This is a genomic window from Clostridium sp. LS (assembly GCF_002760435.1).
Taxonomy (GTDB): domain Bacteria; phylum Bacillota; class Clostridia; order Clostridiales; family Clostridiaceae; genus Clostridium.
Genome location: NZ_AUUU01000051.1, coordinates 96,291 through 113,329, shown reverse-complemented (window position 1 = coordinate 113,329; position 17,039 = coordinate 96,291). Strand labels below are relative to the sequence as shown.

Below are 17,039 nucleotides of genomic sequence, written 5' to 3'. Positions count from 1 at the left end.
TGAAATATATGATAATTCCAATGTATCAGGTGGATGCATTTACTGAAGAGATTTTTAAAGGAAATCCCGCAGCTATATGTGTATTAGAAGAGTGGATAGATGAAAAATTAATGCAAGATATTGCAAATGAAAATAATTTATCAGAAACTGCTTTTTGCGTAATTAAAAATGATCTATGTGAATTAAGGTGGTTTACGCCAGAAGAGGAAATAGATTTATGTGGACATGGAACCCTTGCTACTGCTTATGTGATATTTGAAATTCTAAATTATCCTAAGAATACAGTGAAATTTCAAACAAAGAGCGGAATTTTGACTGTAGAAAAAGATGGAGAAAATATGATCATGGAATTCCCAAAGAGGGAAGGTACTAAAACTGAGATAACACATCAATTAATAAAAGGATTAGGAAAAGAACCAAAAGAAGTTTATATTTCAAGAGATATTATGGTAGTGTACGATAATGAGAAGGATATACGAGATTTAAAGCCCGATTTAGAGGAATTGAAATTAATTGATGCCTTTGGAATTATAGTCACTGCTAAAGGAGAAAGTTCAGATTTCGTTTCAAGGTATTTTGCTCCTTCATGCGGAATACCAGAAGATCCAGTAACAGGTTCAGCTCACTGCACCTTAGTTCCATATTGGTCTAAGGTTCTTGGAAAGAACAAAATGATTGCGCATCAATTATCTACAAGAGGTGGAGTTTTAAATTGCGAAAATGCTGGAGATAAGGTTAAGATATCTGGGAAGGCTAGGTTGTTTTTTAAAGGTGATATATATATAACAAATTAAAAATAGAGTAAGTATTTACAGTATATTTGAGTAAATACTTACTCTATTTTCATGTCTAAATTTTTTTCTTGGTATAGCAACAATGATAATGTTTACATAATGAAATTCTGAATTTACATGATTATTATATGGAATAAAATTACAAATAGCGCAATATGATTAATAACAGGTGATTGTATTAAGTGAATATAAATAATTTTATATTTTATTATTGTATACAAAGAAATTTAAGTGAGTAAAAAATAAAAATAACCATTATTAATCCAATTGTTTGAAATATTATCCAATGATATTAAATAGACAATTGATGTATTTCAAAGGATAAAGAGGTGGATATAATTGTATTTTCAAAAAAATGATGCTTGGTATGCACTATTTGTAAATACCAATCAAGAGGAAAAAATTAAAGAAATACTTGAAAAGGAAATGGGAGATGGGCATCGATTCATTGTTCCCACAAGAGAACTTAAAGAAAGAAAAAGTGGAAAATGGAGAGTTATAAGAAGAAAATTATTCCCGGGTTATATTTTGATGAAAGCTAGTATGAATATAGAAGTATATTATAAATTAAAAAAAATTCCCGGGATAATCAAATTACTAAGAGATGATAACGAAGTCTTAGCTGTAGATGAAAAAGAATTAATAACTTTAAAGAAGCTTTTAGGCAATGAGGAAAGTAATATAGGAATTTCTAAATTATATAAAGAAAATGATGAAATAAGAATAGTTGCAGGTCCTTTATCAGGAATGGAAGGTCAAATAAGAAAATTAGATTTTAGAAAAGGCAGAGCAAAGGTAAATCTTAGCTTTATGAATGAAGAAAGAATAGTTGAACTTGGCATTGAATTAGTGGACAAAATCTAAATCGGACTTTGGGTGTTTCGGCCTCATGGAAAGATTAAGATGTCATAGCGGATTGTTTTGTAGCATAACTTGTGTTATGTGAATGGGCGAAGCTATGCTTTAAATGGTAAGAAAGTACTTAGGTGTATTAATTTGGCGGGAGATGAGAATATATGAAGGCTGCAGAGGTGATTTATTTAAAAGTTAGGAAAGGATTTGAGGTAGAAATTTGTAAGGGAGGATTACGTCATGTATGATTATCTAATAGTTGGTTCAGGATTATTTGGTTCTATATTTGCACATGAAGCGAAAATGGCTGGTAAAAGTATCTTAGTTATTGAAAAAAGATCTCACATTGGTGGAAATATATATACTGAAGAAGTTGAAGGGATTCAAGTTCACAAATACGGTGCTCATATCTTCCATACAAGTAACAAAGAAGTATGGGACTATATGCAAAAGTTCGTAGAATTTAACACATATACTAATAGTCCAATTGCCCGTTATAAGGAAGAGCTTTACAACATGCCTTTTAATATGAATACTTTTTATAAAATGTGGGGGGTAATGAAACCAGAAGAAGCGAAAGAAATAATTGATAGACAGAGGTCTTCAATAAAGGGAGAACCACAGAATCTTGAAGAACAAGCTATATCTTTAGTAGGTAACGACATCTATGAAAAGCTAGTAAAAGGCTACACAGAAAAACAATGGGGACGTAGAGCAACTGAACTTCCAAGCTTCATTATCAATCGTCTTCCTGTTAGATTTGTTTACGATAATAATTATTTTAATGATATTTACCAAGGCATTCCTATTGGAGGATATACAAAAATTATTGAGAAAATGCTTGATGGCATAGAAGTTAAACTAAATACTGATTTCTTTTCATGTCGGGAAAAGCTTATGAATTTAGCTAATAAGGTAGTTTTTACTGGTATGATAGATGAATTCTATAATTATTGTTTTGGAGAATTGGAGTATAGATCATTGAGATTTGAAACTGAGATTATAGACTGTGAGAATTATCAAGGAAATGCTGTAGTTAATTACACTGAATATGAGGTGCCTTATACTCGAATTATTGAACATAAGCATTTTGAGTTTATGTGTCAAAAAGGTAAGCCGAATAAGAAGACTGTTATTACGAGGGAATATCCTATTACTTGGAAATGTGGTGATGAACCATATTATCCAGTAAATGATGACAAGAATAACGCACTTTATTATCAATATAAAGGGCTTGCCAAGAGAGAGAGCAAAGTTATATTTGGCGGGCGGCTTGGTATGTTCAAATATTTTGATATGCACAATGTAGTTGTAGAAGCCTTAAACTGTGTAAGAAAAGAATTGGAGGAGAAATAGTAATGAATAAGCCGATTCGAGTAGGAGTTGTTATTGGAAAATGGATTAACTATGGTGTGGAGACATTAGTTTTAAATTGCTATCGTAGCATAGATAAATCTAAAATTCAATTTGATTTCATTATTGATGAAGATTCTGGAGCAACTCCAACGGAAGAAATTGAATCTATGGGTGGGAGGGTAATAATTGTACCACCTTATCAAAAACCGATAAGATATCATAAAGCTTTAGTAAAGTTGTTTAGAGATAATGAATATAAGATTGTTCATGCTCATACAAGCACTTTATGTGTTTTTCCGCTTTGGGCAGCAAAATCGGCACAAGTGCCAATTAGAATTGCACATTGTCATACGACGGCAGGAAAAGGTGAGTACCTAAAAAATATAATTAAATATTCGCTAAGGCCATTTTCTATGATGTATCCAACTCATTTAGCCGCAAGTTCGCATTTTGGTGGAGAGTGGCTTTTTGGAAAGGGGTGCTTTGAAAAATATGATATGTATTATTTGCCTGTAGCAAGAGATATTGAACAGTTTATCTATAATGAAGAAAGACGCAATAAAATACGCAAGGAACTTGGAGTTGTAGGAAAATTCGTTGTTGGCCATTTAGGTAGGTTTGTTCCTCAAAAAAATCACATGTTTCTTATTGATGTATTTAAAGAAATACATAGTATGGATTCAAATGCAGTATTATTGTTAGCAGGTGATGGTGAACTTATGGATGATGTACTTAAAAAAGTAAACAAACTTGGATTGACAGAGCATGTATTATTTTTAGGGCGTAGAAGTGATGCATCGAATTTATATCAGGCGATGGATGTGTTTATTTTACCGTCATTATATGAAGGAGTACCGGGAACTGGTATTGAAGCACAGTCGGCTGGGCTGCCTTTTATATATTCAAACACAGTTACTGATGAAGCCCGTATACTTCCTACTACTTTTAGGCTTCCATTAGATGTTGGAGCAAAGAAATGGGCTGAAACTGCTATAGACTCTAAACAATATCCTCGTGAAAACACATATCAAGAAATGACCGATGCCGGATATAATATTAAAGTTGCTGCAAAAGGACTTGAAAATTACTATATTGGACTTGTTGAAAATTTGAAATTGTTAACTTAATTAATTTGTCTTATTCATACTATTTTAGAGTAGCAGATAAGATTACTTGTAATTATTAGTGCTTTGTCTTTAAAAAATTAGTTAAGGAGCTGGTGCTGATTATGAATACAGTAAATAAAATCTTAATCATTTTGATTAGCTTGTTTAAAGGGTTTTATAATAGATTCTTTTTCTCAAAAACCAATAATATTAATAAAGAAGTTATAGTTGTGTTTTCAGGAATTATTGGAGATGTAGTATGTTTTTTAGATTCAATGAAGAGATACATTGAAGTTTTTCCAGCAAATAAAGGATATAAAGTAACATTTATATTTAAGCCAGTAGTTATTAAATTTATATACGCATGTGGGATAGAAATTAATGCTGATATAGTTGAGCTAGATTTAAGCAGGTATTGTAGTGATTATAAATACTTTAACGAATCAAATAAATTAATTCTTTTAAAAAAATATGATTATGTCATTGCACCACAAAAGTCTATTTCAGCAGCCATTGTTTCGATGAATATTAAGGGGACGCATAAATATACGTTAGATTATCCAATTAAAATCCAAAGTATTTTAAAAAGTGTAATTTATTCATTAGCATATAATAATAGAATACAGGTTTCTGAGAATTGCACAATTATTAAAGCAATGACTGAAGTAATTAATTACTTCAGTGAAGAACATATCTTGGCTCATATGCCGCAGATTTCTATTAAAACAAATGAAAAAACTATAAATACAAAGGAACCTTACTGCGTCATAGCACCTGTTTCTTCAAGATATGAAAAAGAATGGGAATTATCTAATTATGCAAATATTATAAATAAATTGGTTGATAAGGGATATTTTATTTATTTATGTGGAACAAATGTTGCAAATGATAAACTTGAATCGTTAATGAGTAATGTTATTAATCGTAAAAAAGTAATTAATTTACTTTGTAAGACGGGATTTAAAGAGTGGATTGAGTTGATACTCAATGCAAAGCTTCTTGTTGGGTGTGATAGTGCCTCAATACACATTGCGGCAGCAACAAATACGCCATCTATTTGTATTCTTGGAGGGATGGATTACAATTTGATCTACCCATATCAATTAGATGAAATATTCGAGGGACAATATATTCCAGATTGCGTAATTTGTGAACCTAAGGAGTGTTTTGGGTGTCGTAGACGCAGTGATAAATATGGATTTGGTAATATAGAGTGTATTAACAAAATTAAGTTAGGAAAATCAATTATGTGTATAGAGCATATTACTGTTGATCAAGTTTGGAATAGGGTAATGAAGTATATATAAATGAGGAGGTCAAAATGTATACAGAATTGAAAAAGAAAAATATTTTAGTAATAGGTGATGTAATGCTTGATACATATTATAAAGGAGATGTAAAACGTATTTCACCTGAGGCACCTGTTCCAGTATTTTTGAAATGCGGGGAACGTAGTACTCTTGGAGGAGCAGCGAATGTAGCAGGTAATTTAATAGCTGCGGGTCAATCTGCTTCTATAATGACAATTATTGGTGTGGACTCATATGGAAAAGCATTCCTAAAAATGTTAGAAGAAAATAAAATAGATTCTAGTTTAATACTTTTATCTGAGTCAAGAAATACAACTGTGAAAACTAGATTTTTGACTTCAAATCATCAGCAGCTATTAAGGTTTGATATAGAAAACACCAATGATATTTCTAAGAATGAAGAAATTGAGTTAATTGAAAAATTAAAAATTAAAATATTTGAGTATGATTTAATTATTTTATCTGATTACATGAAGGGTTTACTTACATACTCTTTTACACAGAATGTGATCAAATTAGCAAAGAAGAATAATATTAAAGTTATTGTAGATGTTAAAGATCCAAGAATTGAAAAATATAATGGAGCATTTCTTTTAAAACCAAATCTTAAAGAAGTGGGAGATTTGACTGGTATGCCAGCCAAGACTCTTCCTGAAATTGTTGAAGCTTCTAAAATGCTCTGTGATAGATGTAGTGTCCAATATGTTCTAACAACATGCGGAGATCAAGGAATGATATTAGTAAACACGCTGGGAGAATATAGTAAAGTCAATAGTACTCCAGTAGAAGTATATGATGTTACTGGTGCAGGAGATACAGTTATTGCTTATCTTGGTACATGTATAGCAAATGGTTTGGATATAGACAAGTCTATATTTATGGCTAATATAGCAGCAGGAATTCAAGTATCTAAAGTTGGAACTTCATCTGTACTTTTGAGCGAAGTTGAGAGATATATAATAGAACATGCTGATAAACATGAAAGCATGCATAAACAAACAGCTTTTCAAGACGCATATTTAATCAAAAAACGCAATCCTGATAAGAAAATTGTATTTACAAATGGTTGTTTTGATATTTTGCATATCGGCCATATAAGATATTTGGAAAAAGCCGCAACGATGGGGGATATACTCGTTGTTGGTGTAAATAGTGATGCTTCTGTGAAAAAACTAAAAGGTGAGGAACGACCTATTAATAATGAAAATGATCGAGTTGAGTTGTTGGCGGCATTATCTTTTGTTGATCATGTTGTTATTTTTGATAATGATACACCATATGAACTTATAAAAGCTGTGCAGCCAGATGTTCTTGTAAAAGGAGCTGATTATAAGTTAGATGAAGTTGTTGGAAAAGATATTGTACAAGGAAATGGTGGACGAGTAGAACTTATTAAATTTGTTGATGGGAAGTCGACAACGAATGTAATTAACAAAATAAAACATAATTTGTAGTGATACAGGAGGCAATTTAATGGAAAAATTGATTAAAGAGCGTATTAACGAGAGTATAATTGCCAAGCAGGCAATTGTAAGTAATTCAGATATGCTAGATAAGATAGGGAAAATTTCGAAGAAGATTGCTAAAACAATTTCTAATGGTGGCAAACTTCTTATCTGTGGAAATGGTGGCTCTGCAAGTGATTCATTGCACTTTGCAGGAGAAATTGTTGGAAGATTTCAACAAGAGCGTAGGGCTTGGCCTGCAATAGTTCTTAATGCAGATGTAGCGACAATGACAGCAATTGCTAATGACTATGGATATGAAGAGGTATTCTCACGGCAAACTGAAGGACTAATGACAAATAAAGACATACTTATTGGTTTTAGTACTAGTGGTAATAGTAAGAATGTATGCCAGGCTATGCTGAAAGCAAAAGAAATAGGTGGCTTTACAGTTGGTATGCTTGGAGGTACTGGAGGGGAAATTTGTAAGTTAGCGGATTATTCTATAGTGGTACCAAGTAAAGTTACAGCAAGAATTCAGGAGAGCCATATAATGATAGTGCATATTATATGTGAAATAGTAGAAAAAATCTTAATAGATAATAAGGTGGAGGAGAATTAAATGAGTATTATAGTAACTGGTGGGGCAGGCTTTATTGGAAGTTGTGTTGTTAGAACATTAAATGATGCAGGAATTGAAGATATTATAATAGTTGATAATATTACGACTACAGAAAAGTGGATGAATATGAGAAATAAAAAATATATTGAATATGTGCATAAGAATAAGTTCCTAGATAAGTTATCATCATACGAGGGAATTACTGCTATTATTCATATGGGAGCTTGCTCGGCTACTACAGAAAGAGATTTTGATTATTTATGGAACAATAACTTTGAATACACTAAGACTTTATGGAATTATTGTAGAGAAAAGCAGATTAGTTTTATATATGCTAGTTCTGCAGCAACCTATGGTGATGGAAGTCAAGGATTTGATGATAATATAAACATTGATAATTTGATGCCTTTAAACGGGTATGGTTATTCAAAACAGTTGTTTGATTTGTGGGTAAAAAAGCAGACAGAATTTCCAAAACAGCATTGTGGTCTTAAATTCTTTAATGTATATGGACCCAATGAGTACTTTAAAGGATCTATGGCTAGTATGATTTTTCACGGATTTAAGCAGATTAAAGAAACCGGATTTGTTAAACTGTTTAAGTCTTGTGACCATAATTATGCAGATGGAGGACAACTTAGAGATTTTGTATATATTAAGGATGCATGTGCAGTTATAAAATGGCTTTTGGACAATCCAGATGTTAGTGGTTTGTTTAACGTAGGGACTGGAAGAGCACAGAGTTTTAGAGAACTTGCAGAAGCAACATTCCGTGCTTTAGATTTAGAACCGAACATTGCTTATATAGATATGCCTGAACATTTGAAAGAGAAGTATCAGTATTATACGAAAGCTGAGATGATAAAGCTCAGGAGTGTAGGATATGTGGACGAATTTAAGAATTTAGAAGAAGGTGCTCTGGATTATGTTCAGAATCACCTAAATAAAAATTTCGAAATATATTAGAAAGCTGTAGTAAGCAGGGGAAAAATTATTATGGTATGTAAGGCGGTTTTTCTAGATAGAGATGGAACAATAAATGTTGATAAAAATTATTTATATAAAATTGAAGATTTTGAGTTTATTCCGGGAGTAATTGAAGCACTAAGAATATTTCAAGATAAAGGTTACAAGCTGTTTATTATAACAAATCAGTCGTGTATTGCCAGGGGATATTGTAATGAAGAGGATGTTATTAAATTAAATGATTGGATGAAGAAGAAACTTGAGGGTAATGGCATATATATTGAAAAGATATATTATTGCCCTCATTTGCCAAATGCATTAATATCTAAATACCGAAAAAATTGTGAATGTCGTAAACCGAAGTTAGGCTTATTCAATCAAGCAGTCAAAGAATTTGATGTAGATTTGAATCAAAGCATAGCAATTGGTGATAAGCAAAGAGATCTTGCAATTTGTGAAAAAAGTGGATGCCGCGGATTTATTGTTCCTAAAAATGCCATAGATAATAAGATGCTAGGAATTGCAAAACAATTAGATTTGTTATAGGAATAATAAAAAATAGGACATTAATATAAAAATTTAATTGTATAGGAAAGGTAGATAATAATGAATTTTCTGATTTTTGGTGGAGTTGGAATTGGAGATACAGTGATTGAATTATCACTAGCAAAAGCTTTGAAAAAAATTTATCCAGATTCAAAGATTAATCTTATTTTGAGTGATGCTTTAGGCTCCTCAAAGATTATATCTGAAATTATTGAATGTCAAAAATATGTTCAAACTTGCTGGTTTTATTCAAGAAAAAAGCCTTTGCAGTCTTTAAAAGTCTTACTGGAGTTGAGAAAAGAAAAATACAATTATGGCTTTAGCTGTACAACAAGTTTTAAAGCTGGAAAACTACCGGGTATAATATGCAAAGCTATTGGATGTAAGAGTGTAATTAAGCAGATAGGCGGTAAAACAGGATTTATTGATTATCCTATACAAGTTGATGAAAATATGCACATTGTACAACAATATGAAAGATTATTAGAAAGATTTAATTCTAAAATTAAACTAGACTTAAATGTTTTTTGTAAAGAAAGGTTTGCTGATATACTAAAAATTGAAAAAAATGAACAAAAGTTAGTAACTATATGTCTTGGAACTAACATTACTATATACAATAAAGGTGGGGCTCAAATAAAGAAAAATATTAAAGAATGGGGAATTTTAAATTGGGTATCTCTATCAGAAAAGCTTTGTTTGAGTAATTTAAAGGTAGCCTTTATTGGGGGCATTAAAGAAAGTCAGCAATTAGAAGAAATAAGCAAAAAAATTTCAATATCAGGTGTTATTAATTATGCAGGAAAAACATCAATTAAAGAGAGTTTAGCAATTTTAAATCAAAGTGATATTGTTGTAGGTGCAGATACTGGAATGATGCACTGTGCAGCTGCATTGGAAAAGAGAACTATTACATTATTTGGTGGGACTGACCCTAACATATGGAAACCATATTCAGCTTATTCGGAAGTGATTTGGGGGAAGACTGAATGTGCACCCTGTTATGGTAAAGCTTACGCTATAGAATGTGATAATAGAAAATGTATGGAGACAATTGCAGTTAATAGAGTTTATGAAAAAATTATAGATAATTTAGGTGAAAATTTATGATATCAATAACTTATGCTTTATTTATGTTTGGTATCTTTGTTATTATAGCATGTATTTTATCAAATTCTGACTTTTCATCTCCAAGTTTTATTTATTTTGCTTCTTTTTTTCTGTGCGTAGGATGTTCTGTGGTATTAGCAAAAGAATGGGGAATGACATTGTTAGATATCAATACATTTTTTGTATTCATGTACTCATCTATTACTTTTTTGTCTATTGAACTTATTATTAGGATTGCTGCAAAGTTATTTAAAGTAAATAGTAAGAATGGTTATCTACCAATTATTGAAAGGCATCCTATAGAACTTTCTAAATCGATTGTGTATTTCACAATTTTTTTAGGTGCAATTTGTATATTATGGAGCTTAGCGATTATTCTAAGCTATGGTGGAGGAAGTTCCTGGAACTCTATTATGGCAGGATACAAAAAAATGGTTAATTTAGAAGCGTCCAGTTTGGGCGGCGGAAGAATGATCTTATCACAGATAAATAAAGTATTACTAGCATTAAACTATGTTATTTTATATGCATATATATACAACAATAGTATCAAAAAGATGCATCTTAAAGAGAAACGAATATATTTAGTATCATTTGCTGAATATATTATATTTCGATTACTATTTTCTGGCGGACGTCAGAGTTCGTTATTCTTTCTTGTTGCTTGGTTAACATGTAGTTATATATGTAACACTTATAAAAAAAGAAAGAGTCAAGTTAAAAAAGAAAAAAGGAAGTATGCTAAAGCATCTGTTACAGTAATTTTGATTATGATTCCACTGTTTTATCTTGTGGGTAGGATGGTAGGAAGAAAAGAAAGTGAAACAATATATGAAGCTGCAAGTAATTATTTGTCCACAGGTGTATATTATTTCAATATAATAGTAAAGAATCAATATACATCTTCTTGCTGGGGAGAAGTATCTTTTCCAGGGCTATTTCCAATATTAAAATTTTTTGACATTATTCCTAAGGGAACAGAAATAATGTCGTTTTTACCGTTTTCATGGCATGGCAATACAGTTACATTATTAGGAAGATGGTATTGGGATTTTGGGCTAAAAGGCGTTTTGTTAATGACCAGCTTGGTTTCATTTATATTTAATTATATATATTATTTTAAGATCAAGTATGCTGCTAGCATAAAGGAAAATCATTTTTTTGTTATTATATATATTTTCCTTATTCATGTATTATATTTTGCTGGATACGATGATTTTTCCTTTAATATTTGGACATCGAACTACTTATTAATTTTTATTCTAATTTATATTACTTTTAGATTTGTAGTAATACATAAATTAAGGATAAAAATTTATTAGATAAAAAGTAGCTTACAAGAGGAGTTGGAATTTTGAAAATAACTGTTACAAAAAGAGGCTTGATATGGAGTTATATTGGAACAATAATGTCGATGACTGCCAATATTTTAATGTTACCATTTATTATATATTATCTAGATGCAGATATGTTAGGTTTGTGGTATGTATTTACAAGCATAGGGGCTATTGCCACTTTATTTGATTTTGGGTTTGCAGTTACTTTTGCTCGTAATATTACTTATTGTTGGAGCGGGGCAGAAGAATTAAGAAAAGAAAACGTTGTGTTTGTAGAAGAACGAGAACCCAATTTTCAAGTAATGAAAAGAGTTTTATATACTTGCCGGTATATATATCTAATTTTATCCTTATTTGCACTGCTTTTATTGCTTACTATAGGAACTAGCTATATATGCTATATTTCACGTGGGATTATTGGCTATAAACATATAATCGCTTGGGTTATTTATTCTATTGCTGCATTTTTAAATCTATATTATGGGTATTATGCTTCATTTTTAAGAGGTGTAGGTGCTATAGATTTAGCAAATAAGAATACAGTAATAGCTCGTGCTGCACAAATTATAGTAACAATAGTATTCTTAGCAGCTGGTGCGGGTATTATAGGAGCTAGCGCAGCATATTTAGTATATGGGACATTGTTTCGAGTTTTAGGAAAATTCAGGTTTTACCAGTATCACGGAATTGGTGAAAGATTAAAACAAATAAATGAAAAACATGATAAACAACAGGTTAAAGACTTATTTTTTGTGGTTTGGCATAATGCATGGCGGGATGGTTCCATCTCAATATTCAATTATTTCTGTAATCAAGTAAGTGTACTGATTTGTTCTGTGTATTTATCTCTTTCAGAAACAGGGGTTTATTCAATTGGAGTTCAAATAGCTTCTGCTATTGCAGCTATTGCAGCTACATTATATACTGCATATCAGCCAGGATTGCAAGAGGCATATATAAATAACAACAGGAAAAAGCTAAAAAGTTTTATGTCAATTATTGTTACTGTATTTATAGGAATATTTATTTTTGGGGTTTTAGGTACTGTTTTTGTTGGCTTACCTCTTTTACGGTTAGTTAAACCAGAAACAATAGTAACAGTTCCAGTTTTATTAGGACTATGTGTATATCAATTTATGCTTACATTTAGAAATTGTTACACATCATATTTTTCTTGCACCAATAGAATACCATATGTTAAAGCATTTATGGTTTCAGCAATTTTATGTGTAGTATTTTCCTTTATTTTTATTGGCCCACTAAACTCAGGTATATATGGATTAATTATTGCTCAGATTTTAAGTCAAGCATTATATAATATTTGGGCATGGCCAATCAAAGCACATAAAGAGTTGGAATTATCATTTAGTGAGATGATACATATTGGTGTAGAGGAAATATGTATCAGTATGAAAAGATTTTTGAAAGGGAGGAAATACAATTGACAAAAGTAGGAATATTGACTTATCATACTGGATTTAATTACGGTGCTAGTCTTCAGGCTTATGCTTTAGAGACTACTATTAGAAAATACTGTTTAGATTGTGAGATAATAAATTTTGAAACAGAACGTTTTCTTGCGAGCAGAGAGATGTTTAGCAGAAAGCCAAAAAGATTGAAAGAAGTAATTAAAATTGTTTCAAGGATACCATATTATAGACAGTTAAGTAAGCGCCAGAAACTATTTAATAGTTATACGCAAAATTGTTTAATAACCAGCAAATTATATAGAACTGAAGAAGAAATAACAAAGCATGCAGAAGATTATGAATGTATAGTTTGTGGAAGCGACCAAATATGGAATCTTGACGAGTCTGATGCACCTGCAGCTAATCCCATATTCTTTTTAAACTTCCCTAAGTCACAGAGACGAGTTTCTTATGCAGCATCTTTTGGAAAATGGGTAAAAAAAGCACCTAATCATGAAGATGTTTTTATGCCGTGGTTAAAACAGTTTGATATGGTTTCAGTTAGAGAAACAAGCGGAGTTGCGTACCTAAAATCTAAGGGCATTGATTGTGAATTGGTTCTAGACCCTACATTGCTGCTTGATGCTGAAGAATATGATAAAATTTGTAAGGAACGTTTAATGAAAGAAAAATACATTCTTTTATTTTCTTGGAATTGCAATGCGGAGGTTATTGAAGCAGCTAAGAAGATTTCCAAAGAAATGAAACTTTCAGTCATTAATATTGTACCACCTCCACGCGCTATGTTTAAAGGAATTAAACGAAAATTAGACGTTGGACCACTAGAATTTCTGAGTATGATTAAGAATGCTGAGTTTGTGGTCACAAATTCTTTTCATGGTACTGCATTTTCTACAATATATAGTAAACCATATGTTTCAATACATACTGGTACTCCAGATCCAAGAATGGCATCTTTGCTAGCACAGTTAGGATTAGCAGATCATTTAGTTACATGTCAAGAAGTTAATGTGGATAAGCTACTAAACACAGATTTCAGTTTAGTAAAAGAAAAAATGCAACGGTTGAGAGAATCATCTATAGAATATTTAAAAAAAGCGATTGAGGTATAAATATGATTGATTATGAATTTGAATTGTATTGTTGTGGATGCAAAGCCTGCTCTGCTGCCTGTCCGGTAAATACAATTAAAATGATAGAGGATAAGAATGGATTTGAATTTCCGCAAGTAGATAAGGAAAAATGTATTAACTGTGGAAAGTGCAATAAGGTATGTCCTCATTATCATGGGATAAAAAAGAATAAACCAGAAGATGTTTCGGCATGGCTTTATTGTTCAGATGATACAGCTGCTAAAAAAAGAAGTTCATCTGGTGGTGCATTTTTTGAATTGGCAAAGCAGACATTATCCAAAGGTGGTTATGTTTGTGGGTGTGAGTGGGATGATTCGCTTGTGGCAAGACATACAATTAGTAATTCAGAAGAAGATTTGCAAAAGATGCAAGGTTCAAAGTATGTTCAGAGTAATTTAGGCGATATCTATCAGAAGGTCTTAAGCGTATTAAAAGAAGGGAAAGAAGTTCTTTTTAGCGGAACTCCTTGTCAAATCACTGCAATGCATAATTATATAAGCAATTCAGGTAATGGTGCCTTGAGAGAAAGGCTTATTAATGTAGCTGTTATTTGTCATGGTATATCTGCGCCAGGGGTGTGGGAAAGCTATAAGGTTTGGCTGGAGAATAAGTACAATAGTAAACTGATAGCTGTGAATTTTAGAGATAAGTCAAAAGATGGGTACAAGAAATCTAATTGCAGATATGAATTTGCATCTGGTGAAATTATTTACCTGCCAACATATCTACCTTCTTCTAAGTATATTGAGGCTGCATTGGTATACAATTTGTCGTTAAGAAATAGTTGTTCACACTGTGATTGTAAAGGTATTACGGAAACATGTGATATTATATTAGGGGATTGGTATGCTGAACATGAAGGTGAAGGATCACTTGGAACATCTTGTATAGCAGCTTTTACAGAAAAGGGTGAGAAAATAGTCAGTACAAGATTATTGGGGTTAAGGCCTTTAAGTTATTCAAAAATTGTGCAAGAAAATGAGTTTATTGAAAATTCTGTGACTATGGGATTACGACATGATGAATTTCTTCAAAAGCACAATGTAGAAATTTGGGATAAGGTTGAAACATATTTTCCGACAAAATATAAAGTGAAAAAATTATTTATTTTATTAGGAATTTATAGTTTATTTAAAAAAATAAAAACTCTAATTTAAAAACTTAGATTTGGGTGAATACCAAATTTTAATATACGGTCAAAATAGGGGACAATTATAATGACTTGATAATATAATACTTATAATTGTGATTAAAAATATCAATTAGGAAGCAAGCTTTTCATTCTCAAAAAGCTTGCTTTTATATATTTTAAATTTTATATGAATTATAAAGTGGCATATACCCCAATATGAATCTAAAGTAGAAAATATACATATTATATAAGATATAGTTACATCCATATATTTATATAAATATCAAGTTGTTATGTAAACTTAGTAAGGTATTCGACACATGTTGATCAATATATTTAATTAAATTTTGTGTCTTAAGCATAGGGAAAGGAATGATAGTTAATATGAAAGGAATTATTCTAGCAGGCGGTTCAGGTACGCGCCTATACCCAGTAACTAAAGCAATGTCAAAACAAATGGTGCCAATATATGATAAACCAATGATTTATTATCCAATGTCGGTTTTAATACTTGCGGGAATAAAAGATATTCTAATTATATCAACTCCAAGAGATATAATAAATTTTAAAGAATTATTTAAAGATGGACAAGAATTAGGGTTGAATATTGAATATGCTATTCAGGAAAATCCTAATGGACTTGCAGAAGCTTTCATAATAGGGGAAGAATTTATTGGTAAGGATAAGGTGGCAATGGTGCTTGGAGATAACATTTTTTATGGTCAGAGCTTTTCTGAGCATCTGAGAAAAGCTGCAAGTTTAGAAAATGGAGCTTATATATTTGGTTATTATGTTCAAAATCCAAAGTCTTTTGGAGTAGTTGAATTTGATGATACCGGAAAAGTAATTTCCTTAGAAGAAAAGCCTGAAAATCCAAAGTCAAAATATGCAGTACCAGGGCTCTACTTTTATGATAATTCGGTGGTTAAAAAAGCTAAGGAGTTAAAACCATCTGCAAGAGGAGAACTTGAAATAACTGACTTAAACAAATGTTATATGAATGAAGCAACCTTAAAGGTTCAATTATTAGGAAGAGGAATGGCATGGCTTGATACGGGAACTCATGCGTCTATGCTGCAAGCAGCAAATTTTGTAGAGGCTGTACAAAGTACACAAGGAACCTATATAGCATGCCTTGAAGAAATAACTTACAGACAAGGCTGGATAACTTCAGAACAAGTTATTAAACTTGCGAAGCCACTAATGAAAACTGGGTATGGTAAGTATTTAATAGATATAGTAGAAGAAGTTGAATTGCAGAAATTAAATCACGAAGTCTAATAATATTAACTAAGAGGTGAATTATGGGGAATTTTAATTTCAATGCTACAAAATTGGATGGGGCCTATATAATAGAGCCTAGAATTTTTGGTGATAGTAGAGGTTACTTTATGGAAACTCATAACATGAAGCAGTTTTCAGAATTTGGACTTAATATGACATTTGTACAAGATAATGAGTCAAGATCAACTAAAGGGGTTTTAAGAGGACTTCATTTCCAGAAAAAAAATAGCCAGGGAAAATTAGTAAGGGTAACTAGAGGTAAAGTATTTGATGTGGCTGTTGACCTTAGAATTGGTTCAAAAACTTACGGTAAATGGGAAGGTGTTATTTTAAGTGAGGAAAATAAAAAATTATTTTATATTCCCGAGGGCTTTGCCCATGGATTTCTAGTACTTTCAGATGAAGCTATATTTAATTATAAGTGTACAAATTTTTATTCACCAGAATATGAGTGCGGAATTATGTGGAATGATCCAGTTATTAACATAGAATGGCCAATAGAGGGAATAGGAAATATAATTTTATCAGAAAAGGATAAAAATAATCCAAATTTAAAGGCAATAGATTTAAGTCAATATCCAGAATATAATAATTGTCCTAAAGAGGTGTAGTAGAA

Annotated in this window: 16 protein-coding genes; all 16 read left to right on the top strand. The window is 31.3% G+C overall.

Features of this window, described 5'->3' with window-relative positions; genetic code table 11:
* Positions 1-8: 8 nt before the first annotated feature.
* The 16 genes from COL3_RS13790 to rfbC all read left to right on the top strand — a co-directional run bounded on the left by COL3_RS13790 (position 9) and on the right by rfbC (position 17,034).
* Complete coding sequence (locus COL3_RS13790) at positions 9-794, top strand: PhzF family phenazine biosynthesis protein (protein ID WP_008420951.1); 786 nt, start codon at positions 9-11, stop codon at positions 792-794.
* A 339-nt stretch (positions 795-1,133) separates the two neighbouring features.
* Positions 1,134-1,658 carry an antiterminator LoaP gene (gene loaP / locus COL3_RS13785; protein ID WP_008420948.1) on the top strand — a complete coding sequence of 175 codons (525 nt, stop codon included), beginning with the start codon at positions 1,134-1,136 and terminating at the stop codon, positions 1,656-1,658.
* Positions 1,659-1,886: 228 nt separating this feature from the next.
* Entirely contained in the window at positions 1,887-3,002 is a 1,116-nt protein-coding gene (gene glf / locus COL3_RS13780; RefSeq protein WP_008420946.1) for a UDP-galactopyranose mutase, read from the top strand.
* Positions 3,003-3,004: 2 nt separating this feature from the next.
* Positions 3,005-4,129 (top strand): glycosyltransferase, encoded by a 1,125-nt coding sequence (locus COL3_RS13775; RefSeq protein ID WP_008420945.1) that lies wholly within the window; start codon positions 3,005-3,007, stop codon positions 4,127-4,129.
* Between the two features lie 101 nt (positions 4,130-4,230).
* A complete protein-coding gene (locus COL3_RS13770) occupies positions 4,231-5,415 on the top strand; it encodes an ADP-heptose--LPS heptosyltransferase (protein ID WP_008420943.1) in 1,185 nt (394 codons plus the stop codon).
* Positions 5,416-5,429: 14 nt separating this feature from the next.
* Positions 5,430-6,872 carry a D-glycero-beta-D-manno-heptose 1-phosphate adenylyltransferase gene (rfaE2, locus tag COL3_RS13765; protein WP_008420941.1) on the top strand — a complete coding sequence of 481 codons (1,443 nt, stop codon included), beginning with the start codon at positions 5,430-5,432 and terminating at the stop codon, positions 6,870-6,872.
* Positions 6,873-6,891: 19 nt separating this feature from the next.
* Positions 6,892-7,485 (top strand): SIS domain-containing protein, encoded by a 594-nt coding sequence (locus COL3_RS13760; RefSeq protein ID WP_008420939.1) that lies wholly within the window; start codon positions 6,892-6,894, stop codon positions 7,483-7,485.
* On the top strand, positions 7,486-8,451 hold the full coding sequence (gene rfaD, locus COL3_RS13755; RefSeq protein WP_008420938.1) for an ADP-glyceromanno-heptose 6-epimerase: 966 nt from the start codon (positions 7,486-7,488) through the stop codon (positions 8,449-8,451).
* Between the two features lie 30 nt (positions 8,452-8,481).
* Positions 8,482-8,997 (top strand): HAD family hydrolase, encoded by a 516-nt coding sequence (locus COL3_RS13750; RefSeq protein ID WP_008420936.1) that lies wholly within the window; start codon positions 8,482-8,484, stop codon positions 8,995-8,997.
* A 60-nt stretch (positions 8,998-9,057) separates the two neighbouring features.
* The gene (locus COL3_RS13745; protein WP_008420935.1) at positions 9,058-10,107 is read left to right on the top strand and encodes a glycosyltransferase family 9 protein; all 1,050 of its coding nucleotides are present in this window, start codon (positions 9,058-9,060) and stop codon (positions 10,105-10,107) included.
* On the top strand, positions 10,104-11,429 hold the full coding sequence (locus COL3_RS13740) for an O-antigen polymerase (protein ID WP_008420932.1): 1,326 nt from the start codon (positions 10,104-10,106) through the stop codon (positions 11,427-11,429). The genes COL3_RS13745 and COL3_RS13740 overlap by 4 nt, the downstream gene beginning before the upstream one ends.
* 32 nt (positions 11,430-11,461) lie before the next feature.
* Positions 11,462-12,889: an O-unit flippase-like protein gene (gene wzx / locus COL3_RS13735; RefSeq protein ID WP_008420930.1), complete on the top strand. Its 1,428-nt coding sequence runs from the start codon at positions 11,462-11,464 to the stop codon at positions 12,887-12,889.
* Complete coding sequence (locus tag COL3_RS13730) at positions 12,886-13,986, top strand: polysaccharide pyruvyl transferase family protein (protein WP_035282915.1); 1,101 nt, start codon at positions 12,886-12,888, stop codon at positions 13,984-13,986. The genes wzx and COL3_RS13730 overlap by 4 nt, the downstream gene beginning before the upstream one ends.
* Before the next feature lie 2 nt (positions 13,987-13,988).
* Positions 13,989-15,164: a Coenzyme F420 hydrogenase/dehydrogenase, beta subunit C-terminal domain gene (locus tag COL3_RS13725; protein WP_008420925.1), complete on the top strand. Its 1,176-nt coding sequence runs from the start codon at positions 13,989-13,991 to the stop codon at positions 15,162-15,164.
* A 359-nt stretch (positions 15,165-15,523) separates the two neighbouring features.
* The gene (rfbA, locus tag COL3_RS13720; RefSeq protein ID WP_008420923.1) at positions 15,524-16,420 is read left to right on the top strand and encodes a glucose-1-phosphate thymidylyltransferase RfbA; all 897 of its coding nucleotides are present in this window, start codon (positions 15,524-15,526) and stop codon (positions 16,418-16,420) included.
* A 23-nt stretch (positions 16,421-16,443) separates the two neighbouring features.
* Entirely contained in the window at positions 16,444-17,034 is a 591-nt protein-coding gene (gene rfbC / locus COL3_RS13715; RefSeq protein ID WP_008420921.1) for a dTDP-4-dehydrorhamnose 3,5-epimerase, read from the top strand.
* Positions 17,035-17,039: the final 5 nt, after the last annotated feature.